The sequence below is a fragment of the Streptosporangiales bacterium genome, from assembly GCA_009379825.1.
Classification (GTDB): Bacteria; Actinomycetota; Actinomycetes; order Streptosporangiales; family WHST01; genus WHST01.
On the sequence record WHTA01000081.1, the window covers coordinates 1 to 22,984 of the forward strand.

At 69.4% G+C, this 22,984-nt stretch carries 25 protein-coding genes, 1 tRNA gene and 1 pseudogene; 19 read left to right on the forward strand and 8 right to left on the reverse strand.

Annotated features, from left to right (window positions below):
- Positions 1-228 precede the first annotated feature (228 nt).
- The 10 genes from GEV07_25895 to GEV07_25940 all read left to right on the forward strand — a co-directional run bounded on the left by GEV07_25895 (position 229) and on the right by GEV07_25940 (position 6,254).
- Positions 229-513 carry a hypothetical protein gene (locus GEV07_25895; GenBank protein MQA06002.1) on the forward strand — a complete coding sequence of 95 codons (285 nt, stop codon included), beginning with the start codon at positions 229-231 and terminating at the stop codon, positions 511-513.
- Between the two features lie 9 nt (positions 514-522).
- Positions 523-738: a hypothetical protein gene (locus tag GEV07_25900; protein ID MQA06003.1), complete on the forward strand. Its 216-nt coding sequence runs from the start codon at positions 523-525 to the stop codon at positions 736-738.
- Positions 735-1,133: a DUF2493 domain-containing protein gene (locus GEV07_25905; GenBank protein ID MQA06004.1), complete on the forward strand. Its 399-nt coding sequence runs from the start codon at positions 735-737 to the stop codon at positions 1,131-1,133. Before GEV07_25900 ends, GEV07_25905 begins: the two co-directional genes overlap by 4 nt.
- Positions 1,130-1,423, forward strand: a complete 294-nt coding sequence (locus tag GEV07_25910) for a hypothetical protein (GenBank protein MQA06005.1) — start codon at positions 1,130-1,132, stop codon at positions 1,421-1,423. The genes GEV07_25905 and GEV07_25910 overlap by 4 nt, the downstream gene beginning before the upstream one ends.
- 28 nt (positions 1,424-1,451) lie before the next feature.
- Complete coding sequence (ssb, locus tag GEV07_25915) at positions 1,452-1,955, forward strand: single-stranded DNA-binding protein (GenBank protein MQA06006.1); 504 nt, start codon at positions 1,452-1,454, stop codon at positions 1,953-1,955.
- A gap of 239 nt (positions 1,956-2,194) precedes the next feature.
- Positions 2,195-2,422, forward strand: coding sequence for a hypothetical protein (locus GEV07_25920; GenBank protein MQA06007.1), 228 nt, complete (start codon positions 2,195-2,197; stop codon positions 2,420-2,422).
- Positions 2,419-3,321, forward strand: a complete 903-nt coding sequence (locus GEV07_25925) for a DNA primase (protein MQA06008.1) — start codon at positions 2,419-2,421, stop codon at positions 3,319-3,321. Before GEV07_25920 ends, GEV07_25925 begins: the two co-directional genes overlap by 4 nt.
- Before the next feature lie 2 nt (positions 3,322-3,323).
- The gene (locus GEV07_25930) at positions 3,324-4,520 is read left to right on the forward strand and encodes an AAA family ATPase (GenBank protein MQA06009.1); all 1,197 of its coding nucleotides are present in this window, start codon (positions 3,324-3,326) and stop codon (positions 4,518-4,520) included.
- A gap of 157 nt (positions 4,521-4,677) precedes the next feature.
- Positions 4,678-4,845: a helix-turn-helix domain-containing protein gene (locus GEV07_25935; protein MQA06010.1), complete on the forward strand. Its 168-nt coding sequence runs from the start codon at positions 4,678-4,680 to the stop codon at positions 4,843-4,845.
- Positions 4,842-6,254, forward strand: coding sequence for an integrase (locus tag GEV07_25940; protein MQA06011.1), 1,413 nt, complete (start codon positions 4,842-4,844; stop codon positions 6,252-6,254). The genes GEV07_25935 and GEV07_25940 overlap by 4 nt, the downstream gene beginning before the upstream one ends.
- Positions 6,255-6,401: 147 nt before the next feature.
- On the opposite strand, the gene GEV07_25945 is transcribed toward GEV07_25940, so the two are convergent.
- Both GEV07_25945 and GEV07_25950 read right to left on the reverse strand, forming a co-directional pair.
- Positions 6,402-6,486: transfer RNA gene (locus GEV07_25945), tRNA-Tyr, on the reverse strand.
- 36 nt (positions 6,487-6,522) lie between these two features.
- Positions 6,523-7,128, reverse strand: coding sequence for a TetR family transcriptional regulator (locus tag GEV07_25950; GenBank protein MQA06012.1), 606 nt, complete (start codon positions 7,126-7,128; stop codon positions 6,523-6,525).
- A 112-nt stretch (positions 7,129-7,240) separates the two neighbouring features.
- Between GEV07_25950 and GEV07_25955 the strand changes: the two genes are divergently transcribed.
- Complete coding sequence (locus GEV07_25955) at positions 7,241-7,753, forward strand: hypothetical protein (protein MQA06013.1); 513 nt, start codon at positions 7,241-7,243, stop codon at positions 7,751-7,753.
- Positions 7,754-7,819: 66 nt separating this feature from the next.
- Here GEV07_25955 and GEV07_25960 read toward each other — a convergent pair whose 3' ends face one another.
- Both GEV07_25960 and GEV07_25965 read right to left on the reverse strand, forming a co-directional pair.
- Positions 7,820-8,719 carry a dihydrodipicolinate synthase family protein gene (locus tag GEV07_25960; GenBank protein ID MQA06014.1) on the reverse strand — a complete coding sequence of 300 codons (900 nt, stop codon included), beginning with the start codon at positions 8,717-8,719 and terminating at the stop codon, positions 7,820-7,822.
- A gap of 1 nt (position 8,720) precedes the next feature.
- Positions 8,721-9,914 (reverse strand): annotated as a pseudogene (locus GEV07_25965) (mandelate racemase/muconate lactonizing enzyme family protein).
- 116 nt (positions 9,915-10,030) lie between these two features.
- On the opposite strand from GEV07_25965, the gene GEV07_25970 reads away from it, so the two are divergent.
- The 6 genes from GEV07_25970 (at position 10,031) to GEV07_25995 (ending at position 15,761) form a co-directional block, all read left to right on the forward strand.
- Positions 10,031-10,894: a helix-turn-helix domain-containing protein gene (locus tag GEV07_25970; GenBank protein ID MQA06015.1), complete on the forward strand. Its 864-nt coding sequence runs from the start codon at positions 10,031-10,033 to the stop codon at positions 10,892-10,894.
- A 2-nt stretch (positions 10,895-10,896) separates the two neighbouring features.
- Positions 10,897-11,754: an NAD-dependent epimerase/dehydratase family protein gene (locus GEV07_25975; GenBank protein ID MQA06016.1), complete on the forward strand. Its 858-nt coding sequence runs from the start codon at positions 10,897-10,899 to the stop codon at positions 11,752-11,754.
- 176 nt (positions 11,755-11,930) lie between these two features.
- Entirely contained in the window at positions 11,931-13,202 is a 1,272-nt protein-coding gene (locus GEV07_25980) for an extracellular solute-binding protein (protein ID MQA06017.1), read from the forward strand.
- The gene (locus tag GEV07_25985) at positions 13,199-14,137 is read left to right on the forward strand and encodes an ABC transporter permease subunit (GenBank protein MQA06018.1); all 939 of its coding nucleotides are present in this window, start codon (positions 13,199-13,201) and stop codon (positions 14,135-14,137) included. Before GEV07_25980 ends, GEV07_25985 begins: the two co-directional genes overlap by 4 nt.
- Positions 14,137-15,003: an ABC transporter permease subunit gene (locus GEV07_25990; GenBank protein ID MQA06019.1), complete on the forward strand. Its 867-nt coding sequence runs from the start codon at positions 14,137-14,139 to the stop codon at positions 15,001-15,003. The genes GEV07_25985 and GEV07_25990 overlap by 1 nt, the downstream gene beginning before the upstream one ends.
- Positions 15,000-15,761, forward strand: coding sequence for an SDR family oxidoreductase (locus tag GEV07_25995; GenBank protein MQA06020.1), 762 nt, complete (start codon positions 15,000-15,002; stop codon positions 15,759-15,761). Before GEV07_25990 ends, GEV07_25995 begins: the two co-directional genes overlap by 4 nt.
- A gap of 2 nt (positions 15,762-15,763) precedes the next feature.
- Here the strand turns inward: GEV07_25995 and GEV07_26000 are convergent, their stop codons facing one another.
- The 3 genes from GEV07_26000 to GEV07_26010 are packed head-to-tail and all read right to left on the reverse strand — an operon-like array spanning position 15,764 to position 18,025.
- Complete coding sequence (locus GEV07_26000; protein MQA06021.1) at positions 15,764-16,375, reverse strand: 2-dehydro-3-deoxyphosphogluconate aldolase; 612 nt, start codon at positions 16,373-16,375, stop codon at positions 15,764-15,766.
- Positions 16,368-17,108 carry a helix-turn-helix domain-containing protein gene (locus GEV07_26005; GenBank protein ID MQA06022.1) on the reverse strand — a complete coding sequence of 247 codons (741 nt, stop codon included), beginning with the start codon at positions 17,106-17,108 and terminating at the stop codon, positions 16,368-16,370. Before GEV07_26005 ends, GEV07_26000 begins: the two co-directional genes overlap by 8 nt.
- On the reverse strand, positions 17,108-18,025 hold the full coding sequence (locus GEV07_26010; protein ID MQA06023.1) for a sugar kinase: 918 nt from the start codon (positions 18,023-18,025) through the stop codon (positions 17,108-17,110). Before GEV07_26010 ends, GEV07_26005 begins: the two co-directional genes overlap by 1 nt.
- Before the next feature lie 67 nt (positions 18,026-18,092).
- On the opposite strand from GEV07_26010, the gene GEV07_26015 reads away from it, so the two are divergent.
- Positions 18,093-18,911, forward strand: coding sequence for a class I SAM-dependent methyltransferase (locus GEV07_26015; protein ID MQA06024.1), 819 nt, complete (start codon positions 18,093-18,095; stop codon positions 18,909-18,911).
- 360 nt (positions 18,912-19,271) lie between these two features.
- The gene (locus GEV07_26020; protein ID MQA06025.1) at positions 19,272-20,417 is read left to right on the forward strand and encodes an MFS transporter; all 1,146 of its coding nucleotides are present in this window, start codon (positions 19,272-19,274) and stop codon (positions 20,415-20,417) included.
- Between the two features lie 248 nt (positions 20,418-20,665).
- Here GEV07_26020 and GEV07_26025 read toward each other — a convergent pair whose 3' ends face one another.
- Complete coding sequence (locus tag GEV07_26025; GenBank protein MQA06026.1) at positions 20,666-21,721, reverse strand: S1 family peptidase; 1,056 nt, start codon at positions 21,719-21,721, stop codon at positions 20,666-20,668.
- Positions 21,722-22,984 lie beyond the last annotated feature (1,263 nt).

A 22,984-nucleotide genomic window follows, 5' to 3' on the forward strand; every position in this document is an offset into this window, starting at 1 on the left:
CCGCGACCGGGCTCTACCTGGTGGCCTGCCTGGTATGGCCGCTCGCGGACTGCCGCTGGTGCCGCGGCACCAGCGGCACCGCTCACCCACACGCCGCGCGTTCCGCCGCTGCAGCCGCTGCCGCGGAACCGGCGTCCGCATCCGCCTCGGCCGCCGCCTCCTCGCACGCACCACCACCCGACCCCGTCGCACCGATCGCGGCGGCAACCCCTGGAGGAAAACCCAGCAATGAGCGTCACCACTTGCGTCCACATCGAGGTCACCTGCCACACCTGCGGTGCCCACGCCAGCAACGACGGTGGCCCGCACTACGCCGCCGTCGCCGAAGCACTCAGCGACGCCAGCCGACGCGGCTGGCACACCACCGGGGCAATCCGGTACCCGGACTGTGCCTGCACCCGTACCGGCCACGACTGGACCGACTGGCACACCGCACTGGACCACGCGCACCTACCGCAGCTGCCGGCGCTGCCACGCCCTGGAGCAACGCCCAGCGACCGTGACCACAGATGAAGGGGACACATGACCACCTACGACTGCCATCACCCGACCGGACAAGACCACGCGCAAGTCGCGGCCCGAATCCTCGACTCGGTCGCCCGGCGCCTCGCCGACCCCGATGCCGTTACCGCGGCACAGGTGCACGCCACCCTCCCGGTTGCCGATGCGCTGACCGACGTCAGCCAGATGCTCGACCACCTTCATGTCATCGCGCTCACCCGGAAGGACGCGCCATGACGCGGCTGCTGATCACCGGATCCCGGACCTGGACGACCCCGATCCCGGTCTGGGACGCCCTGGACACCTGGCGCCACCATGCCCATGCCGCCGGCGAGACCTTCGTGGTCGTCCACGGCGCGTGCCATCGCGGCGTCGACGCTTTCACCGCGGCGTGGTGCCAGCGCCACCGCCAGGACCCCCTGGTGGTCGAGGAACCGCACCCGGCCGACTGGCGCAGCCACCGCCGCGCCGCCGGGGTGATCCGCAACCACGCCATGGTCGCGCTCGGCGCCGACGCCTGCATCGCCTTCATCCGCGACCACTCACCCGGAGCGAGCCACTGCGCGACCAGCGCGGCCATCGCAGGCATCCCCGTCACCGTCCACCAATGGGGACGGGAGGGCCTGCGGTGATCCTCTGGCCGTACGGGTCGACCCGTGCCCGGGTCGATCAGCTCGCTGGCGGCGACATCGTCGTCGTGCCCGGCGCAGGCGCGTACCGCATCGCCGGCTTCACCACCTGTCCCGGACGGACACGGCTGGCGCTGCTGGATTGGGACGACCTCGCCCTGTTCCTGCGGCCGGGCACGTACCGGGAACGACTCAATCCCGCGCCTCACGCCCACCACAGCAAACCAGCGCCCTCGATTTCGCCCACCACTGGTGGGTGCGACGACCGGCCGGCGCTTCCGCTGGCCGGCTAACCACCACCGAAGCAAAGGACAGTCCACAGTGATTACCGATACACCCGTCACCGTCGTCGGCAACCTCACCGACGACCCCGAAACCCGGTTCACCGCCAACGGGATCGCATTGTCCACCGTCACCATCGCGTCCACGCCGCGCCGCTACGACAAGGCCACCGGCCAGTGGGGCGACGGGGAGACGTTGTTCCTGCGCGGGACGTGCTGGCGCGATGTCGCCGAACACGTCGCCGAGTCCGTGTCCAAGGGAGACCGAGTCATCGCGTCCGGGCGGCTACGCCAATCGAGCTGGGAAACCCCCGAAGGGGAGAAACGCTCCCGCATCGAGCTCGACATCGAAGAGATCGGCCCGTCGCTGCGCTGGGCCACCGCGCGACCAACCAGAGCCACCCGCACCACGACAGGCGACGGCACGACCGCGCCGGCTAACGACCCCTGGGCCACCGGGCAAGCCAGCACCCCGCCTGTGCCGGCCAACGCTGGGGCCGGCGTGCCCGGATTCACCGACGACAGCGACAAGCCACCGTTCTAACCATCACCGAGAGGACCACACCAGCCGTGAGTAGCAAGAACGACAGCCTCGCCAAGAAGGCCGTCAAGGCCGCCCTGCGGGACCACTCCTGGGCAGCCGAACAGAAACGCCGCGACAAGGCAAATGGCAAGAAGGGGTGGCTGGACAGCCACCGCTGTAACCACTGACCCCACCCGGGTGGCCCGGTCCAGCCGGGCCGGGCCACCCACCTACCGCCCGCACCAAGGGAGACCGCCTCGATGCATGACCGTCGACGTCAACGCGGCACCGGGCCGCGACGCCTGTATGTCCAAGAACCCGCCGAGGTCATCCGCCGCGTCACGCTCGCCGCGCGCTTCTCGCCGGCCAGTGGCACCTACCGCCGGCTGATGACCGTCATCGACGCCGCACTGTTCACCCGCGACGACTACGGCGAACTCACCCAACTCGCCGCCGCCGTCGAACACGACCAGAAAGGCCACCGATGAACCACCCACTACTGGACGCCGCGTTGGCCGCCGCCGCGCGTGGGTGGCACGTGTTCCCGCTGGTACCGAATTCCAAGCGTCCCGCCGTTGACGCGTGGGAACACCGCGCCACCATCGATACGGACCGGATCCGCGCGGCCTGGACCGCCAGGGCGTGGGGAATCGGGATCGCTTGCGGCCCCTCCGGTCTGCTGGTCATCGACCTCGACCAGCCCAAGCCCGGGCAGACACCGCCGGCACAGTGGGCCAGGCCAGGCATCACCACCGGTCACGACGTGCTCGCCGATCGCTGCGCGACCGCCGGGCAGGCATGGCCGCCAGCCACCTACACCGTCCAGACCGCCTCCAGGGGCACCCACCTCTACTACCAACAACCCGCAGGCCGGCAGCTACGCAACACCAGCGGGGAACGCGGCGGGATCGGCTGGCTCGTCGACACCCGCGGCCACGGTGGTTACGTCGTCGCCGCCGGCACCAGCATCGATGGCCGCCCCTACACCACCACCTGCGACCACCCAGTCGCCGAACTGCCGGCCTGGCTGACCGACAAACTCGCCGCCCTCGCCACCCAATCCGCACCGGTTGCGAAGCCGGCGCGACTGCGCACTGGGCACCTGTCCGTCTACCTCGCCGCCGCGATCCGCAACGAGGTCGCACACGTCCGCGCCGCAGCCGAAGGCGGCCGCAACCACGCCCTATTCGTCGCCGCCCGCAACCTTGGTTACCTCGTCGCCGGTGGCGCGCTCGACGAAACCACCGTCCGCGACGCGCTCCGCTTCGCGGCCGCCGACCACATCGCCGCCGACGCCTACACCCACCGCGAAGCCGAACGCACCATCACCTCCGGACTCAAAGCCGGCGCCAAACGCCCCCGACGCATCGATGGAGAAGCGGCGTAACCATGCTCACACCCGAGCCCGCCGACAGCATCCGCATGCTGCACCCCGAGCGAGGCCATCGACGCCAGCCGAAGATCGTGCGGATGTCCGACGTGCAGCGCGAGTCGATCCGCTGGATCTGGAACGGCTACCTCGCCCGCGGGAAGCTCCACACCCTCGAGGGCGACCCCGGCATCGGCAAGTCCACCGTGCTCATCGACTGGGCCGCCCGCATCACCACCGGCAAGCCGTGGCCCGATGGGCAACCCGGCTGCGAACCCGGCAACGTCGTCATCATGTCCGCCGAGGACGGCGTCGCCGACAGCCTCCGTGGCCGCTGCGATGCCGCCGGCGCCGACCTCGCCCGCATCGTCACCATGCCCGGCATGACCGACACCGACCCGGTCACCGGCGAGGAAACCGAAGACCTCCCCGTACTGCCCGACGACATCGACCACATCCGCGAAACCTTGCTCGCCGAGCAGGCCACGCTGCTGGTCATCGACCCATTGATGAACCACCTCGCCAGCACCATCAACTCCAACAACGACCAGCAAGTCCGCCGCGCCCTCACCCCACTTGTCCGCGCCGCCGAAGCCACCGGCACCGCGGTCATCATCGTCCGCCACCACAACAAGGGCGACAGCGACAAAGCGATGTACCGCGGCGGCGGCTCCATCGGCATCATCGGCCTGGCCCGCCTCGGCTACACCGTCGCCCGCCACCCCGACGACCCCGCCAACCCACACCGCGCCGTCGTCGCCGGCATCAAAGCCAACATCGCACCGATGCCGGCCAGCCTCGCCTACCACCTCGTCGGCGACCAGACCCACGAGTGCGCCCGCATCGAATGGGAAGGCCCCGTCGACTACACCGCCAACGACCTCCTCCGCGCACCCACCACGCCGGCCTCGCGAGACAAGACCACCCAGTGGCTCCTGGACTACCTCGACGACCACGACGGACACGCCCCATTCGAGGAGATCCTCGACGCCGCCAAGACCGCCGGCATCTCCGAACGCGCACTACGCCGCGCCCGCGACCGCGGCAAAGTCACCTCCGGGCGATCAGGATTCCCCGCCCGCGCCGTCTGGTACGCACCCGGCGTCACCGACACCACCACCGACGACGACCCCAGTTCGGCCACCCACCTGACACTGGCCGAACAGGCCGAACTGAACCCCCAGAACACCCAGTTCGGCCACCCACCTGACCCCTGACCGAACAGGCCGAAGTGGCCGAAGTGGCCGAACTGCCGTGCAGTCCCTACCACCTGAGGAGGCCCCATGCAGTACCAGGCGCACGACAACCACCACACCGCCGTACCCAGGAGGACTACCTTTCATGGTCAGCCACCACAGGGCCAGCCGAGGGCACATGACCGTTGACGAGTTCTGCACGGAACTCGGCATCGCCCGATCCACCTTCTACGACTGGCGCGCCGCCAAGAAGATCCCGCCAGTCATCAAACTGCCCAACGGACAGCTTCGCATCCGCCGCTCCGCGTACGAGGCGTGGCTCGCCGGGCTGGAGGACGTAGCGTGAGCAGTTCCTACGACGTGAGCATCTGGGCCATCGACAAGTACGAGGGCGCCCGGAAAACGACCTACCGAGTCCGGTGGGCCGTTGCCGGACGACGCTTCCAGGAGACCTTCGACACGCGGAAACTCGCGGAGAGCTTCCGGTCAAAGCTGCTCACCGCAGCACGCGAGGGGGTCGCGTTCGACGAACGCACCGGTCTCCCGGAACCGATGGCACGAGCCAAGTTCAGCCGGTCCTGCTACGAGCTCGCATGCGAGTACGTGGAGATGAAGTGGCCACACTCGTCGGCGCGGCATCGCAAGAGCATCGCCGATGCGCTCGCCACCGTCATGCCTGCGTTGCTCTCGACTGACCGGGGTAGGCCGGACGACAAGACGCTTCGACGTGCCCTGTACGGCTGGGCATTCACGAAGTCGTCGAAGCGGAAGGACTCCGATCCGGAGATCAGTGGTGCTCTGCGCTGGGTCGCTCAGAACACGCTGCCCGTGAGCGACCTTGAGGACCCCACCGTGATGCGCCGTGCACTCGACCGGTTGGCCACCACAGTGAACGGACAGTCGGCCGCGCCGAACACGATCGCACGCAAGCGCGCTGTCTTCTCCGGCATGCTGTTGTACGGCGTAGAGATCGGGCTACTGGACCGAAACCCATCGACTCGGGTCCGGTGGAAGACGCCCAAGAGCACCGAGGCGATCGATCGCCGGGTCGTGGTGAACCACGAACAGTACCGGCGCCTCAAGAGCGCGGTTCGGAAGGTCTACCCTCCGCTGGAAGCGTTCTACAACTGCATTTACTACGCGGCGCTACGCCCCGCCGAATGTGTCCACCTCAGCGAAGCCGACTGCAAACTACCCGAGGAAGGCTGGGGTGAACTCCTGCTCACCGGGTCCATCCAAACGGTGGGAGAAGCGTGGAGTGACAGCGGCGATGCCAAGGAGGTACGGGGGCTCAAGCACCGAGCACGCAACGACACCCGCATTGTGCCGGCGTGCCCGGACCTGGTAGCGAGCCTGCGTCGCCACATCGACACTTTCGGTACCGGTCCGAACGGGCGCCTGTTCGTCAACCGGGCGGGCCGGTTCGGTCGGCCGATTGCCGGGCCGTACAGCAACCCGGTGTCGACCAATACGCAGAGTCGAGTGTGGCGCAAGGCACGAGGGCAGGCTCTCAATCCGAGTGAGGCGGCGTCGCCGCTTGCCAGACGACCGTACGACCTGCGACACGCCTGCGTGTCGACCTGGTTCAACGCCGGTGTCCCGCCTACGCAGATCGCGGAGTGGGCCGGGCAGAGCGTCGAGGTGCTGTTGCGCATCTACGCCAAGTGCATCTCAGGGCAGACCGACACCGCCCTTCGGAGGATCGAGGACGCACTCAAGATCGACGACGTCAGCGGTCTCGACGGCACCGCATGACGGCCCAGCTGGCCCCCGCCTGGCCCCGAACTTTGACACGTATTCGACACAGACGGCCGTAGTTCGCCGTGGTCAGCCGGACATGATCGGACACGAAGAAACGGCCCCGGGGCAGCGTTTCCGCTGGCCAGGGGCCGTTCTTGCTGGTGGTGGCGGGTCCAGGGTTCGAACCTGGGTAGGCTGAGCCGACGGTTTTACAGACCGCTCCCTTTGGCCACTCGGGCAACCCGCCTCGATGACGTCAGGCAGCATAGCAATGGCGCTCGGCTCAGCCGTACAGGGTTCGGACCCACACGGTGAGAAGGACGTCGGCGAGGGCGTCGATGTCGGTGTGGTGCTTGTCGACGATCTGGTCGAGGAAGTACTGGATGTTCATTCCCACGAGGGCGCGTGCGGTGGGCTCGGGGTCGAGACCTCTGCTGCGGCCTTCGCTGGTTTCTTCCTGGATCAGTTCCGTCAGTGCCGCTACCACGGGGTCGACGAAGGTGTCCCAGGCTGCCTTGGCGTCGTGGTCTTGTGCGGAGGCGGAGGCCAAGGCGCGAAGGAGCGGTCCGTGGTCGAGGTACAGGCGGGCGTGCGCGCGCAGGCATGCTCGCCCGGCGGCGGCCGGATCGCCGCGACGGGTGTCGCGCAGCATCTCGACCATGGCGTCACTCTCGGCGCGGATCGGCTCGACCAGGCGGGTGAGGAGGTCGTGTCGATCTTTGAAGTAGACGTAGAACGACTTGCGCGACAGGGTCGTGTGTCGCATGACCTCGGAGACGCTGACCTCGTGGGAGACGTGGCGGGAGAACAGCAAGGTGGCGGCGTCCAGGATCTCCTGCTCGGCCACCTCCGGGCGCCGTCGCCGCCGGGTTGTCTGCCGCAGCGTCATGTGCCCAACACTAGACGGCCGTTATTGCCAAGGTGGCAGTAGGGGACTAAGGTGACCCTGCCCGTTCCCCGGAGGTGGACACATGGTCACGCGGGTTCTGGTGGTACTGGTGATGGGGATGCTCGCGGCCGCGCTGGGGTTACCGCCGCCGGCGGCGGCAGTTGCGTCTGTGCAGAGTTTCGACGGCAGGTGTGACCTTCGTCTGACAGTGGTGCACGACCCGCAGCTGACCCCGAGCCCCACGTTCGGTGCCGCCCGGGCCCGTGGGAACGGCGAGTGCACCGGAGCCCTCACCAAGGCGGACGGTCGCGTGGTGCACCTCGACGGAGCCCGCGCGGGGGTACGAGCCGCCAGCACCGGGAACCTTTCCTGTGCGGGTGGAGAGTCCAACGGTGACGGCGTCCTGTCCCTGGATGGCACCCGGATCGGCTTCGAGTTCACCGAGATCCGCGGGCCAGGGACCGCCACGCTGGACTACACGGGCGACGCCGGCGGCTCCGCCATCGGCCAGGCATACGTGGCACCAGACGAAGATCCCGCTGACGCCGTCACCACCTGCGCCGACACCGGGCTGCGCAGCGTCCGCGTCGTCGAGCACCTAGTCAGTAACGACCTCGCCGGGTGAACAACGAGCCATTGCCGCCGCAGCGGGCGTGACCGACCGCCTGCGCCCGCCGCCGGGAGGTAGGTGTCAGGGGAATGCCGGCAGGGCGAGGTCGGTGAGGATGGCGTCCAGGTCGCGGGCGCTCGCGGCGTCGAGTGGCGCGGCGGGCAGGCGTACGGCGTCGTCGGCGATTACGCCGCGGCGGACGAGCACCTGCTTGTGTACGGCCCAGGCGATCGGGCCCTGCATGCCGAAGCGGATCAACGGGAGCAGGCGGGCGAAGCCGCTACGTGCGTCCGCCTCGCGGTCCTCGGCGCGGGCGGTGAGCACTGCGGTCAACGCGTCCGCGAACTCGCACGCGGGCATGGTGCCGACGGCGCCGCGGCCGTACTCCTCCAGGGCGAAGAGCGCGTTCTGGCCGCCGAGTACGGCGAAGTCGTCGTCGGCGGCGTCGACGACCGCGCCGACCTTCGGTGCCGTCGGCTGCGCTTCGACCTTCGCGCACGCGACCCCGTCGAGCTTGCTCAGCTCCACGACGACGGGTACCGGCATCGCGACCCCGGTCGCGCCCGGTGCGTCCTGCACCATCACCGGCAGCTGCGCGGCCGTGGCGACCGCGCCGTAGAAGTCGACCAGCTGCGTCGGTGACGCCTTCACCATGAACGGCGGCAGGACCATCAGTGCGGTGGCGCCGCCGTCGCGCGCGGCCAGCGCCTGCTCGATCGCCGTCACCGTGCTGGTGGCGTTAACACCGGCGACCACCGGCATCCCGACGGGTACGCGGCCGCTGAGCACCCGGAGGATCTCGGTACGTTCCGCCGCCGTCAGCGCGAAGCCCTCGCTGGCCATGCCGAACGTGGCGAGCCCGTCGACGCCGCACCACAGCTGGAAGTCCACCAGCCGGGCCAGCGAGTCCAGGTCGAGCCGGGCGTCGGCGTGGAAGGGTGTCGCCAGGATCGGCACCAGCCCGGAAACGGCGTCCGCCACGTCAGTTCTCCTTCACCGTGTTGGTGCCCACAGCGTGGGCGCGTACGAACTCTTCGTCGACCAGCACGCCGAGGCCGGGACCGTCGGGCAACGGGATGGCGTGCGGCGACAGGTCGAGCGGGTGCTGCAGGATGTGGGTGGCCGTCCGTAGCGTGTTCGGTTGGTACTCGAACAGGGCGAGGTTCTCCGCCGCGGCCGCGACGTGCAGCCCGGCGGCCAGCGACAGCCCGAGACCCACCGAGTGGTGCGGCGCCACCGGCAGGTGCCTGGCAGCCGCCAGCTCGGCGATCGCCATACCCTCGGTGATCCCCGTACGGCCGATGTCCGGCTGGGCCAGCGACGCCGCGCGGGCGTCCAGCCACTGGCCGAACTCGTACCGGGTGCGTAGCGTCTCGCCGACGGCCACCGACGTCGCCAGAAACGACTGCAGCTCGGTGTGCCCGGCGACGTCCTCGGGTGCCAGCGGCGCCTCGAGGAACAGCGCGTCGCGCTCGTCCAGGGCCCGCCCGAGGCCTACCGCCTCGCCGCGTCGGTACGCCCAGTGCGCGTCGACGGCGATGCGCAGGCCGGGTGCCGCGGCGGCGACGGTGTCGTACGTCGCGAGGTCGGCGGCTACGCCGTGCCCGAGGTGCAGCTTCACCGCAGTCGCGCCGCGTTCCACCCACTGCGCGGCCAGCGCGGCGCGCTCGGCGTCGGTGGGCACCGGCAGGCCGGAGACGTATCAGGGCATCACGTCGCGGTACGCGCCGCCGAGCAGCGTCGCGACCGGGGTGTCGTGTGCGCGTGCGGCGAGATCCCACAGCGCGATGTCGACCGCGGCGAGCGCGTCGGCCTGGTGGCCGACCAGGTGGCCGCGCTCGCGCATCAGCTCGCGCAGTGCGTACGAGGTGGGGCGTACGCGCCGCGGGTCGGCGCCGAGCAGCTGGGGCGCTAGCAGGGTGTCGATCGCCGTCGCGACGACCTCAGGGCCGACGGGGGCGAGCGCTTCGCCCCAGCCGACCTGGCCGCACGCGGTCTCCAGCCGCACCAGCACGGTCTCGTAGCGCGCGGAGTACAGGCTGCGCCACGGTTCGCGCACCACGTAGCCGGCGTCGGCGGCCAGCCGCGACCCGTCGCGGCGCATGCCCAGGTAGACGTCGTCCGCGTGCTCGGGCAGCAGCTTGAGCACGAACGTCTGCACGGCTGAGATCCGCATTTGGCCCGCCCTCGTCATCCAACTGGCGCTTGACAGCGATCACTATACGCGTAGTCTACGTGAATATTGCATAGCGTTTGCGAAATGTGTGAGCGCCGATCACTCGAAGGGGCGCGATGGCGGAGCGGACGGGTGGCGGGTCCCGCGAGTCGGGCACCAACCAGAGCGTCGAGCGCTCGGCCGCCGTGCTGGCGGCCTTCCTCGACGGTGGCGTTGGTGGCCGCGCGGAGCTACGCGTCGCCGACGTCGCGCGCACCGTCGGGCTCGGGGTGTCGACCACGTCGCGGCTGCTCGCGACCTTGGAGTCGGTCGAGTTCGTGCAGCGCGACCCGGTCAGCCAGCTCTACCGCCTCGGCCCCGCGCTGATCACGCTGGGCGGCGCGGCGATCAACCAGGACCCGGTCTACCGCGAGGCGCGGCCGATCGCGCAGCAGCTCGCGGCTCGGCACGGCTTCGGCGTGAACGTCGCCGTATGCCGCGGCGACAAGGTGTTCTACCTGCTGAACGTCGAGGGTCCCGCGGCCGGCAAGTCGTACACCCTGATGGGGCAGAGCAACCCGCTGCACGCCACCGGCATGGGCAAGTGCCTGCTGCTCGACCTGACGGCGGCCGAACGGCGCGAGCTGCTGCCCGAGGCGCAGCTGCGCGGCTTCACCCCGAAGACCCTCACCACGCACGCCGCCCTCGACGACGAGCTCGCCGTTGTACGGCAACGGTCCTACGCCACCGAGCTCGAGGAGCTCGCGCCCGGCCGCGCATGTGTCGCGGCCGCCATCTACGGCCGCGACTCGCAGATCGTCGCCGCCATCTCCGTCTCCGGGCCGCTGTCGGTGCTCGACCTCGCCGCCCGTGAGGCGGAGCTCGCGCAGCTGGTGATCGAGAGCGCCGACCGCATCAGCGTCGGTCTGGGCTACCTCGGGCCGCATGCCGCGCCACCACGTACCGCAGAGAGCACGGGGCAGAAGCGAAGGAGCACCTGAGCATGACTGCTCACCGAGTCCTGGTCACTGGCGCCGCAGGACGGATCGGACGGCACGTCGTCCGGGCGCTCCTCGACGCGGGCCATGCGGTGACCGGCTTGGACCGCGCCGATCCCGCTGTGCCTGTCGACGGAGTCACGTACGTCACGCGCCGGTTGGAGGACCTCACCGCGGACGACACCGCGTTCGACGACGTCGACGCGGCGATCCACCTCGGTGCGTTCATGTCGTGGGCCGACGCGGACGCATCGGCGATGTTCGACTCGAACGTCGCGGGTACCTTCCGGTTGCTGGAAGCGGTGGCACGCCGCAGGTTGCGCAGGTTCGTGTTCGCCAGCACCGGCGAGGTGTACCCGGAGAACGCGCCGGCGTACCTGCCGATCGACGAACACCATCCGTGCCTGCCCACCACGTACTACGGCATGACGAAGCAGCTGGGCGAAGACCTGGTGCGGTTCTACGGCCGCAAGTACCAGCTGCCGTACGTCACGCTGCGGTTCTCACACGTACAGACGCGGAGGAGCTGCTCGACCCGCACAGCTTCTTCTCCGGGCCGCGGTTCTTCCTCGCCAAGCGGATCGCGAAGGAACGCGCGGCCGGCAACCACGAGCTCGCCGACGCACTCGCGAAGCACACCGGCGACGACGAGGACGCGCTCCTCGCCGCCACCCGCGAGGACGGCGTCCCCGCCCGCATGTGCATCCTCGCCGCGACCGACATGGCCGCGGCGAGGATGCTCGCGCTCGAGTCGCCGCGTGCGGTCGGCGAGACACTCGGCGTCGGCCCGGACGACCTGGTCGACCTGGCCGAGTTCGCCCGCGAGATGGGGCGCCGCGCGGACCTGCCGGTCGCCGAGGTGACCGTGCCCGACACGGCCGCGAACTACTGGACCCTCAACGCGCGTGCGCGCGAGCTGCTCGGCTTCCGCCAGTCGCTGAGCTACGGCGACATGATCGACCGTGCTGTGGCTGCCCGCCGTGCCCGGTCGTCCCGCTGACCTCACCCCACTCTCCTTCCCATCACGCCGGAGGTTCCCATGGACATGGATCGACGACAGTTCCTGCGCGGGGCAGGTCTCGGCGGTCTGGCGATCGCGGGTTCGGCCGCGCTCGGCAGCATCCTCGCCGGATGCGGCGGCTCGTCGGACGACCCGCTAACCCTCGACTTCCGGACCTGGCAGGGCGACGAGGCGGGCGTCAAGGACTGGTGGAAGCAGGCGATCGCCGCCTTCGAGAAGAAGAACCCGAAGGTGAAGATCAACTTCCAGCAGGTGCCGTACGCCAACTACACCGACACCTTGACGTCGCGGTTCTCTGCGAACAAGGCGCCGGACATCGTCCACCTGCCGACGACGACGTTCGGCACGTTCGCCGCGCAGGGCTGGCTCGCCGACCTCGACGACCGGCTGAAGGACACCGACATCCTGGCCAACTGGACCAAGGTGCAGAAGACCATGCGGTGGGACGGCTACAACGCCGGCGTCATCGTCCTCGGGTACGCGCCGGTGCTCTACTACAACGAGAAGATGCTGAAGGACGCGGGCGTCGCGGTGCCGACCACGATGAAGGAGCTAATCGCCGCGGCACGCAAGCTCACCGCCGACCGCAAGTTCGGCTACGGCGCGACGACCACGTCGCATCCAGGTACGTACAGCGAGTCGACGTGGATCACCTATGGCGCCGGTGGTGGCTGGAGTGCCGGTAGCAAGCTCCGCTTCACCGACGACGTCGTCGTCCAGGCGATGGAGGACTACCGCACGCTCGCGAAGTTCTCGCCGAAGGGCGTGCCGTCTGAGCAGAAGCGCACGCTGTTCTTCGACGGCAAGCTCGCGATGATGATCGAGGGCCCGTTCGTGTACGCGAGCATCGGCGAGGCGTCGAAGGAAGTGCGGCCGCACGTCAAGATGGCGAAGGCACCGTTCCTCGAGCAGCCGGGCTTCCCGTCGAACAGCATCCATCTCTCCACGCAGACGGACACGGAGAAGGCCGACAAGGCCTGGGAGTTCATCAAGTCGCTGACCACGCCGGCGATGCAGACCGACTACGCGCGGCTGTACGGTGTGCCGGCGCCGCGCAAGGGTGTGGTGACGGACGCGATGATCAAGAAGGCGCCGCACCTCGGGCTGTTCCAGTCGACGACCGACAGCGCGATCGACGCAACGCCAGACAACCAGGACATCGTGGCGAACTTCGCCGAGTTCCAGAAGCACGTGATGGACGCCTGCATCCGCCTGCAGACCTCGTCGACGCCGACGCGCACCGTGCTGTCGGACCTGCAGGAGAAGGTCAAGCGAGCGATCTCGGCATGACGGAGCTGGCAGCGCGGGACGTCGCGCGCCGCGACAGGCGCGCGGCGTCGTGGTGGCGGCTGCGCGAGCGCGGCTTCCCGTACGTCCTGCTGAGTCCGCCGGCGTTGCTGGTCCTCGGTCTCATCGCCTACCCGGTCGCGCTCGTCGTCGAGATGAGCCTGCGCGATGGCAAGGCAATGAACATCACGATGATCAGCCAGCAGCCGTGGACGCTCGGTAACTACGTCCACGTGCTCACCGACCCTGCGACGTACAGCAGTCTCTGGATCACGGCTGTCTACACGGTGGTGTCGACGTTCCTCAGCATGCTCATCGGCCTCGGCACCGCACTACTGCTCAACCGTGACATGCCCGGCCGGCGGATCCTGCGCACGCTGATCCTCGTGCCGTGGGCCGTGCCCGGTGCGGTGGCGAGCGTCGTCTTCCTGTTCATGCTGGACGGTTCGTACGGTGTCGTGAACTGGTTGCTCCGTACGGTCGGGTTGGTGGACACTGGCCCGCAGTGGTACTTCGACCCGTCGACTGCGCTCGCCGCGGTCATCGCACCGACGGTGTGGAAGGGCTTCCCGTTCTTCACCCTCATCCTGCTCGCTGCACTGCAGGCCATCCCGAACGAGCTGTACGAAGCGGCGCGGGTCGACGGTGCGTCGGCGCTGGGCCAGTTCAGGTACATCACCTGGCCGGCCATCCGTGGCACGACCGTGCTCGGGTTGATCCTCACCGGGCTGTGGACGTACCACGTCTTCGACTTCATCTACCCGTTGACCGGCGGTGGCCCGGACGGCGCGACGGAGACGTGGGCGATCCGCATCTATACCGAGGCATTCGCGTTCTTCCACCCGGGCTCGGCCAGCGCGCTCGGCATCCTGGCGACCCTGCTCGCGTTCGCGGTCGTCGCCGCGGTGTTCCCGATCATGCGAAAGCAGTTCTTCTGATGGCGTCCTCAGCTGCGCCTAGACCACGCCGCACTCCCGGACGGGGACGGCAGCGTGGGGTGGTGTTCGTCGTCACCCTCGTGGTCGCGGTGATTGTGATCTTTCCCGTCTACTGGATGGTCGTCGGCTCGCTGCTGCCGACGTCCATCACGCTGTCGACCGACCCACCGCTGATCCCGACCGATGGGTTCACGCTGCAGGCGTACGTGCAGAACCTCACCGAACGACCAGTGGGGCGGTGGATGCTGAACTCGTTGATCGTCACCGCGGCTGTGAGCCTCATCAGCCTGGTCATCTCGCTGTTCGCCGGGTACAGCCTGTCGCGGTTCCGCGGCGTCGGGCCGACGAGCATGGGCTACACGCTGCTGCTCGCGCGCATGCTGCCCGGCACCATGCTGTCGATCCCGCTGTTCGTGGTCTTCAGCCAGCTCGGCCTGATCGACAACATGGCGTCGTTGATCCTCGCCGACATCACCGTCACGGTGCCGTTCACTACCTGGATGCTGAAGAACTTCGTCGACAGCGTGCCGAGGGAGCTGGAGGAGGCCGCGGTCATCGACGGGTGCTCCCGTCTCGGCGCGATCGTCCGGGTGGTGCTGCCACTGACGTTGCCCGGACTCGGTGCCACCGCCGTGTACGCGTCGATCCTCTCGTGGAGCGACCTGTTGTTCGCGCGGACGCTCATCACCGAGCCGGACGGCTGGACGCTGCCGGTGGGCGTGATGTCGTTCGCCGGCGCGCACGACATCGACTGGAGCGGCATGCTGGCGGCCGGCACCGTGTCGATGATCCCGATGGTCGTGCTGTTCGTCCTGCTCGAGCCGTTCCTCGTGCGCGGCCTGACATCGGGGGCGACGAAGGGATGAGCGTCGCGGTCGTCACCGGTGCAGCGCGCGGTATCGGCGCCGCCGTCGTGGAGGTGTTGGTCCGCGACGGCCACCGTGTGCTCGCACTCGACTGCAACGCGGTCGCGCCGGCCGAGGGTGTGCAACCGGTTGCCGTCGACGTCACCGACGCCGATGCCGTCGCCGACGCGCTCGGGGACGCGCGGGTCGAGGTGCTGGTGAACAACGCGGCCGCGTACCAGCGGGCGGCGTTGCGCGAGACGACACCGCACGCCTGGCAGGCGATGCTCGGCGGCGTGCTCGGGCCGGTGGAGACCACCACAAGGGCGGTGCTGCCGGCCATGATGCGGCAGCGGTCCGGGTCGATCGTCAACGTCGCGTCGATCAACGGGTTGGTCGGCAACCCGCGGCACGCTGCGTACGCCGCGGCCAAGGGCGCCATCCATGCGCTCACCCGTCAGCTCGCCGTGGAGTACGGGCCGTACGGCATCCGCGTGAACAGCGTCTCGCCCGGCCTCGTGCTGCCCGACGACGATCCCGGCCTGGACGACCCGGTCGAGCAGGCGTTGCGCGTCGAGCCGTACCCGCTGGGCCGTGTCGGTCGTCCGGCCGACGTCGCGGAGGCGGTCGCGTTCCTCGCCGGTTCGCGCAGCGCCTTCGTCACCGGCGTCGACCTACCGGTCGACGGTGGGCTGCTCGCCGTGTCACCCGCGGCAGTGGTGACGACCGGCCTGCGGGAAGCCTGGCAACGCCCACCCCTGCGCTACCGCGCCCCGTAACGTCAGCGGCCGCGGACGGCGGCGAGGGCGCGGTCGAGCTCTCCCGGCTTCTCCATGGCTGAGCCGAGGGCTACGGCGCGTGCACCTGCGTCCAGGAGGGTTACCGCGTTGTCCGCGTTCACTCCGCCGGTGGCGACGAACTCGACGTCATGGAACGGGCCGGCCATGTTCTTCAGCCAGCTCGCGCCCAGGGTCGCGGCGGGGAACGCCTTCAACCAGCGGCAGCCGGCTCGCACGGCCCGCTGGATGTCCGTGGCCGTCGCGACGCCGGGCAGGTGCGGGGCGCCGGCGCGGTGGCTCGCCGCGATGACGTCCGGGTCGGTGCCGGGTGCCACGGTGAACTGGGCGCCCGCCTCGACCGACGCCTGCGCCTGCTCGACGGTGACCACGGTGCCCGCGCCGATCAGCACGCCGCGCTCCGCCGCGGCCTTCGCCGCCGCGCGCAGCGCGCTGATTGCCGCGCTCGTTTGCACCGGCACCTCGACACAGTCGACGCCCGCGTCCCAGGCGCGCTGCGCGAGGGCGACCGTCTCGTCCGGCGGATAGCCGCGCAGGATGACGAGTACGGGGACGTTGGCGAAGGCCCGCTCGAAGTACGCGTCGGCGTCAGACATGCCCTAGCTCCTTGGAGATGTCGCGTGCGGTTGTCTGCAGTGCCGGCAGCTGCGCCTGCAGGTCGTCCAGTGCGGCGTGTGACTTCAGTGCGGTGATGGACACGCCGCCGACGACTTCCTCGTGGTTCCACACCGGTGCCGCGAGGCAGTTGACCATCGGTTCGAACTCACCGTCGTCGGTCGCCCACCCGCGTTCGCGGACGGTGTGCAGACAGGCGTCGAACGCCGCCCGGTCGGTGATCGTCGTGTCGGTCGACCGTTCGAACTCGTAGCCGGCGAGCAGCTCGTCGCACTGTTCGGGCGAGCGATACGCGAGTACGACCTTGCCGAGTGCGGACGCGTGCAGCCGCACCGGGCGGCCGATCTGGGAGTACAGCCGCAGATGGCCGTGCGACTCGACCTTGTCCACGTAGACGACGCAGGTGCTGTCGATGGCCGCGAAGTGGATGGTGTGGTCGCCGACGCGGCCCTGCAACCGTTCCAGATGCGGCCGTACGACGGCCTGCAGGTCGAACTGGTCGCGCGCCCGCGCGGCGAGCCCGGCGAGCCGGTATCCGGTCAGGTACCTGTGGTCGCCGCCCTTGCGTACCAGCCCGGTGTCGATCAGGGTCTCCGCCAGCCGCAGCGCAGTCGACTTGTGCACGCCGAGCGCCGTGGCCAGCTCGGCCAGGGTCCGTGGCCGATCGCTGACCAGCTCGACGATCGCCACCGCACGCTGGACGGTCTGCGACATCAGGTCGTCGTCCCCTCCGGCAGCGGCACGTAGTCGGCGGTGCTCGACAACGCGTGTGCGGCGACCCGGTGGCCGTTCGCGAGGCAGCTCGCCAGGTCGGCGTCGGAGAGCAGCGCAGAGAGGAACCCCGCTGCGAACGCGTCGCCGGCGCCGACCGGCTCGACCACGTCGACCTCGGTGGCGGGTACGTAAGTCGACGTGCCGTCGCGGTATGCGGTCGCGCCGACGGCGGCGTCCTTCACTACGACCAGCGGGCACGGCGCGAACAGCTCGGGCACCTCGTCGGCACTCGTCACGCCCCACAGCGTCACTGCCTCGTCCAGGCCGACGAGCGCGACGTCGGTGCGGCGTGCGATCGCCTGGATCGCTTGTGCCGCAAAGGTTGCCGGCCACAGCTTAGGTCGATAGTTGACGTCGAACGAGACGCGCAGACCGCGGTCGTGGCACCGGTCGAACAGCGCGGTCATCAGCTCGGTGCAGGACTGCGAGAGCGCGCAGGTGATGCCCGTGGTGTGCACGAGGTCGACGTCGTCCAGGGGGAGGCGCGCGGCGTCGGCGGCGCCCATCCCGCTGGCTGCGGAACCGGCCCGGTAGTAGTGCACGCTCGTCCCGTGCGGGTTCGGGTCCTTGAAGTAGACGCCGGTTGGGCGGGTGTCGTCGAGGACCACGGACGAGACGTCCACGCCGCGCGTACGTAGGTAGTCGAGTACCCGCTCGCCCAGCGGGTCGGCGCCGAGCCGGCTGAACCAGCTCGCGCGGTGTCCCAGGTCGCGCAGGTACAGCGCCACGTTGGACTCCGCCCCGCCGACCTCGACCCGGAACGACTCGGCGGTGCGTAGCGGTTCGACGGCAGCGGGCGTGACCATGGCCATCGTCTCGCCGACGCACACGACGCCGGCCAGCTCGTCCGTTCGCATGCGAGGAGCGTAACACGCAATGGCATTGCAACATGTGCAATTAGTGGCGGACGGTCTATCGTCGAGCATGGCCAACGAACGGATCACCTTCACCGGTGCGCAGGAGACCATGCTCGCCACGCTGTACGGGCGGGCACTCGACAGCAAAGCACCGCGGTCGATCCTGCACGACACCGCGGCGGCGGCCGCGATCGAACGGATCGACTACGCCTTCGGCAACACCCGGATGACACCGACGACCTCGGCCGGCGTGGCACTGCGCGCGCGGGTGCTCGACGACTGGACGACCGAGTTCCTCGCCGCCCACCCCCGAGTCACCGTGCTGCATCTTGCCTGCGGACTGGACACCCGGGTGCACCGGCTCGCGCCGCCCGCCACCGTGCGGTGGTTCGACGTGGACTTCCCCGAGGTGATCGAGCTGCGTCAGCGGCTGCTCGCCGAGCCGGGCGGCGACTACCGGATGCTCGGTGCGTCGGTCGTCGACGACTGGTGGTTAGCCGAGATACCACCCGACCGGCCCACGGTCGTCGTCTTCGAGGGCCTGTCGATGTACCTGCGCAAGGACGACGGCAGACGACTGCTGCAGCGGCTGACCAGTCGGTTCCCAAGCGGGCAGCTGCTCTTCGACTGCTACGGCAGCGTGGGCATCAAGTTGCAACGCCGGGTGCCTGCGGTGCGCAACGCGGGCGCCACGCTGTACTGGGGCATCGACGACCCGCACGAGCTCGAGACATGGCACGCCGGCCTGCGGTGCCTCGACGCACTGCGCAGCGTGGACATGCCCGGCAACGACGAGCTACCCGCAAGGGGCCGGCGGGCCATGCGCGTGCTGGCCCACATCCCCGGCCTACGCGACGTAGGGAGGATCCTCCGCTACGAGTTCTGAGCCGTGAGCCGGGGCAGTGCAGTGCCGGTGGGCGGTGCGAGCCGTGAGCTGGGGCGGTGTCGGTGGGTGTCACGAGCCGTGAGCTGGGGCAGTGCGGTGTCGGTGGGTGTCACGAGCCGTGAGCTGGGGCAGTGCGGTGTCGGTGGGTGTCACGAGCCGTGAGCTGGGGCGGTGCGCGGTGCGAGCCGTGAGCTGGGGCAGTGCCGCTGGGTGCCACAAGCCGTGAGCTGGGGCAGTGCCGCTGGGTGCCACAAGCCGTGAGCTGGGGCGGTGTCGGTGGGTGTCACGAGCCGTGAGCTGGGGCAGTGCCGCTGGGTACCACAAGCCGTGAGCTGGGGCAGTAGGTTGTCCCGGTGATAGATCGGGCGAGGCGGCTGTGGCGCACTGACCGGACCACTGCGCAGTCGTAACTTCCGCCTTCTCGTTACTGCTGTCACCGTCTCGCGGCTCGGCGACGCGTTCGCTATCGTGGCGCAGCCGTTCGCCATCTTTGCGCTCGGTGGCAATGTGGCGCACGTCGGCTTCGCGGCTACCGTGACCGTCCTGCCTACGGTGCTGTTCCTGCTCTTCGGCGGCGTCATCGCCGACCGGTTGCCGCGCCACCAGGTGCTCGCGTGCGCGCACGTCGCCGAGGGGGTTACGCAGGCGGTGGCGGCCGTGCTCGTGCTGACGGGAGCCGGGCACCCTTGGCACCTGGTCGCGCTCGCCGCCGTACGCGGCACCGCCGGCGGGTTCACCGTCCCAGCCGAGCAGGGGCTGCTGCCGCAGACCGTCGACGCCGACCAGCTCTCCAAGGCAAACGCGACCGTGCGGCTCGGCAGGAACACCAGCCAGGTGATCGGGTCTGCGGTCGGTGGACTGCTCGTCGGCCTGCTCGGACCGGGGTGGGCGTTGCTGCTCGACGCGGCGACGTTCGGTGTTGCGGCGCTGTGCCGCGCCTGGATGCGCATCGCCCCCGACGTCGACCGCATCCCGGGTACGAGCCTCGTCCACGAGCTGCGCGAGGGGTGGCACGAGTTCGTCGGCCGGCAGTGGCTGTGGGTGGTCGTCCTGCAGTCGGCGATCGTCGTCGCGGTGCACTTGGGTGGGATGAACGTCGTCGGGCCGCTCGTCGCCAAGGAGGACCTCGGTGGCGCTACGCCGTGGGGTTTCGTCCTTGCTGCGCTGTCGCTCGGCATGGTCATCGGCGCGTTGGTCATGCTGCGCTGGCAACCGCGGCGGATGCTGCTCGCAGCGACCGTCTCGGTGTTCTTCGAGATACCACCGTTGCTCGGCCTCGCCGTGCCGCTCTCGGTGCCCGTGCTGTGCGTGGCGACGTTCGCGACCGGGGTGAGCATGGGAGTGTTCGGGGTCTGCTGGTCGACCACCATGATGCAGGAGATCCCGTCACGGTTGCTGTCGCGGGTGTCCGCGTACGATGCGTTCGGCTCGTTCGCGTTCGCCCCGATCGGCGGTGCGGTCGCTGGGCCGGTGGCCGTGCATGTGGGGGTACGCCCACGTTGGTAGGCGGCGCGGTGTTGATCGGCGTGGTCACGGTGCTCGCGCTGTGCTCGCCGAGCGTACGCCACCTGCGGCGCCGTTGACCTGTTGCGGTGTCGCCGGCCTGGTGGCGGTGATCGGTTCGAAGGCGAAGACGGTGCAGGCCGTACAGCGCTTCGCCGACGAGCTGTGAGCGCGGGTTCGGGCAAGACGGAGGGTCCGGCGCTCCTGGCGGTAGCGCCGGACCCTCCGGGTCCGAGTCGTCGGCTGCGCGGTCAGCCGATGGACACGTCGTACGCCTCGAGTACCTCGTCGACCGGCTGGAAGAACGTCTCCCCGCCGGAGGTGCAGTCACCGCTGCCGCCCGAGGTCAGGCCGTAGGCCGTGCTGCCCGCGTGGAGGGAGCCGCCGCTGTCGCCCGGCTCGGCGCAGACCGTGGTCTGGATGAGCCCGTAGACGGTGCCCTCCTGGTACTGCACGGTCGCGTCCAGCGCGGTGACCTGGCCGTCGTGGACGCCGGTGGTGCTGCCGCGGCGGGTGACGGTCTCACCGACGGTCGGTGTGCCGGCTTCGGTGATCTCCTGGTCGCCTACCGTGGACGGGTAGTCGGTGTAGCTGCTGTCGTAGTCGACGATGGCGTAGTCGTCGTCGGGGAAGCTGCTTGCTGTCGTGTCACCGAGTACGGTCTGGCCGCCCTCGTCCTCGGTCCACGTGGCGATCGCGTTGCCGCAGTGGCCGGCGGTCAGGAACGCGTGCTTGCTCGGGTCGCTGTTGTAGACGACGTTGAAGCCGAGGGAGCAGCGGCCACCGTCGCCCCAGATCGCGTCGCCACCGGTGATCTTCGTGGAGTACGTGCCCTCGGCCTGCCGCAAGGTGACCTTGTCGCCGAACTTCGAGACCGCGGACTTCACCTTGGCCAGCTCGGCCTTGGACACGCTGTTGTCCGTCGACACGGTGACGGAGTTGTCCTTCGGGTCGACCGCCCACGAGGTGCCGGCCATCAGGCCGCTGCCGTCGAGGGAGCTCTTGACCGACGTCAGCTGCGCCATGCTGTGCTCGACCATCCGCGGGGTCGCACCCGCGTCGCGTACCGCGTCCGCGGCCGACGCCGACGTGACGTTCACGACCATCGAGTCGGACTTCTCGTCGAGGTACGTTCCTGCCGTCTGCTTCGTGCCGAGATCCTTGACCAGGGTCGAGGCCCGCTTCGGGCCCGCCTTCTCCGGGGTTGGTGCTGCGTTGGCGGCGGGAGCAACGGCAGCCAGTGTTACTAGCGCCGTTGCGGCGATCCCCGTCGTGATCGCTCTGGATGAGGGCTTGATCATCTTCATCGTGGCTCCCTTTGGGGGCAATGTGACTACTGAGCCGATAGCTGCCAACCCGATGAAAGATTCAACCCCTGACTATACGGAAAAAGCCAGCGTGGCGGGCTGCCCCCTCCCCGGGATGGCAAGGCAGCACGAATTACGACGCCTCGGGCGCTACGTCGTTAGGCACCTGAATTGAGCGCAGCACCGAATAGGTCGCAGTTATTCAATTGTTGCCGTTGTGAGACTTTTCCAGCGTGGCTTCCGGAGTGTCAAGGAACGCGCTGTGGACTACGACCGAGGGTGGTGGCAGCCACGGCAGGCGGAACGCCGCCGCTTGATTACTGGTAGTGAGTAAGGGTTACGCGCCAGTAGCCTTGCTGCAGGAAACACCCGGTATGTCACCCGTCACAAGGGATCACGCGTAGTGAGATCGGTCGCGGCAACGACATCGAGCGACTACACATAGCGACGGCGTCGAGGATCGGTCGACGACTAGCGGCCGGGTCTCGGCCGGCGAAGAAATGCGCAGTTGGCGGCGAGCCCGCGGAATTTGCCCATGTTATTTCTGCCGTCACCGAAGATTACGTTCCCTATCGACGATTGTGGCCCGTTCTGGTTACCGCGCGCTGCCGCAGTTGCCGGCCCAGGCCACCGCGCAGCGGCGCATTCCGATGGAGGCGCCCGCCGCAGAAGAGACAGCCGACGGACGCCGACTGTGGTCACGGAGAGGATTGCCCGGCGGCCGCTCCTCTGCGCGAGCTCAGCCCCCGGGGCGACAGCTCGATGGTCGGCCGGGGGGTGCTGACGGTGGTCGGGAGGGGTGGCCATGCGGACATTCGGCTGGTTGCGGAAGGGGCTGCCCGGCGGTGCTGCTGCACCGGTGTGATGGTCGGCGTGGGGCTGTGCGATTGGTCGGCCGCGGTGTGACAGTGCGATGGCCTGCTGCCGGGGACAGTGCGCTGGTCGGCGGCGGCGCGTGGCTGCGGGGGAGCGGCTCTGGTTGCGAGGGTCCGCCGCCGCCACCGCCACGGTGCTGTCGTGTCGGCAGCGCTTGTGGCGGTGAGTCGTGTGCTGGCACTCGACAGCGGATGCCGGCCGCGGGCACGAACGAACATCGTCGGCGGCGTGACACCGAAGAAGGGCGGCCAAGCACGGCGCTCGGCCTGCGGCCCGGCCTGCCGCTCGCAGGCCAAGCACGGCGCTCGGCCTGCGGCCCGGCCTGCCGCTCGCAGGCCAAGCACGGCGCTCGGCCTGCGGCCCGGCCTGCCGCTCGCAGGCCAAGCA

Coding starts and splice junctions, on each gene's coding strand:
- GEV07_25895 (MQA06002.1), top strand. CDS start 229: ATGAGCGTCACCACTTGCGTCCACATCGAGGTCACCTGCCACACCTGC.
- GEV07_25900 (MQA06003.1), top strand. CDS start 523: ATGACCACCTACGACTGCCATCACCCGACCGGACAAGACCACGCGCAA.
- GEV07_25905 (MQA06004.1), top strand. CDS start 735: ATGACGCGGCTGCTGATCACCGGATCCCGGACCTGGACGACCCCGATC.
- GEV07_25920 (MQA06007.1), top strand. CDS start 2,195: ATGCATGACCGTCGACGTCAACGCGGCACCGGGCCGCGACGCCTGTAT.
- GEV07_25925 (MQA06008.1), top strand. CDS start 2,419: ATGAACCACCCACTACTGGACGCCGCGTTGGCCGCCGCCGCGCGTGGG.
- GEV07_25930 (MQA06009.1), top strand. CDS start 3,324: ATGCTCACACCCGAGCCCGCCGACAGCATCCGCATGCTGCACCCCGAG.
- GEV07_25935 (MQA06010.1), top strand. CDS start 4,678: ATGACCGTTGACGAGTTCTGCACGGAACTCGGCATCGCCCGATCCACC.
- GEV07_25950 (MQA06012.1), bottom strand. CDS start 7,128: ATGACGCTGCGGCAGACAACCCGGCGGCGACGGCGCCCGGAGGTGGCC.
- GEV07_25955 (MQA06013.1), top strand. CDS start 7,241: ATGGGGATGCTCGCGGCCGCGCTGGGGTTACCGCCGCCGGCGGCGGCA.
- GEV07_25970 (MQA06015.1), top strand. CDS start 10,031: ATGGCGGAGCGGACGGGTGGCGGGTCCCGCGAGTCGGGCACCAACCAG.
- GEV07_25975 (MQA06016.1), top strand. CDS start 10,897: ATGACTGCTCACCGAGTCCTGGTCACTGGCGCCGCAGGACGGATCGGA.
- GEV07_25980 (MQA06017.1), top strand. CDS start 11,931: ATGGACATGGATCGACGACAGTTCCTGCGCGGGGCAGGTCTCGGCGGT.
- GEV07_25985 (MQA06018.1), top strand. CDS start 13,199: ATGACGGAGCTGGCAGCGCGGGACGTCGCGCGCCGCGACAGGCGCGCG.
- GEV07_25990 (MQA06019.1), top strand. CDS start 14,137: ATGGCGTCCTCAGCTGCGCCTAGACCACGCCGCACTCCCGGACGGGGA.
- GEV07_25995 (MQA06020.1), top strand. CDS start 15,000: ATGAGCGTCGCGGTCGTCACCGGTGCAGCGCGCGGTATCGGCGCCGCC.
- GEV07_26000 (MQA06021.1), bottom strand. CDS start 16,375: ATGTCTGACGCCGACGCGTACTTCGAGCGGGCCTTCGCCAACGTCCCC.
- GEV07_26005 (MQA06022.1), bottom strand. CDS start 17,108: ATGTCGCAGACCGTCCAGCGTGCGGTGGCGATCGTCGAGCTGGTCAGC.
- GEV07_26010 (MQA06023.1), bottom strand. CDS start 18,025: ATGCGAACGGACGAGCTGGCCGGCGTCGTGTGCGTCGGCGAGACGATG.
- GEV07_26015 (MQA06024.1), top strand. CDS start 18,093: ATGGCCAACGAACGGATCACCTTCACCGGTGCGCAGGAGACCATGCTC.
- GEV07_26025 (MQA06026.1), bottom strand. CDS start 21,721: ATGAAGATGATCAAGCCCTCATCCAGAGCGATCACGACGGGGATCGCC.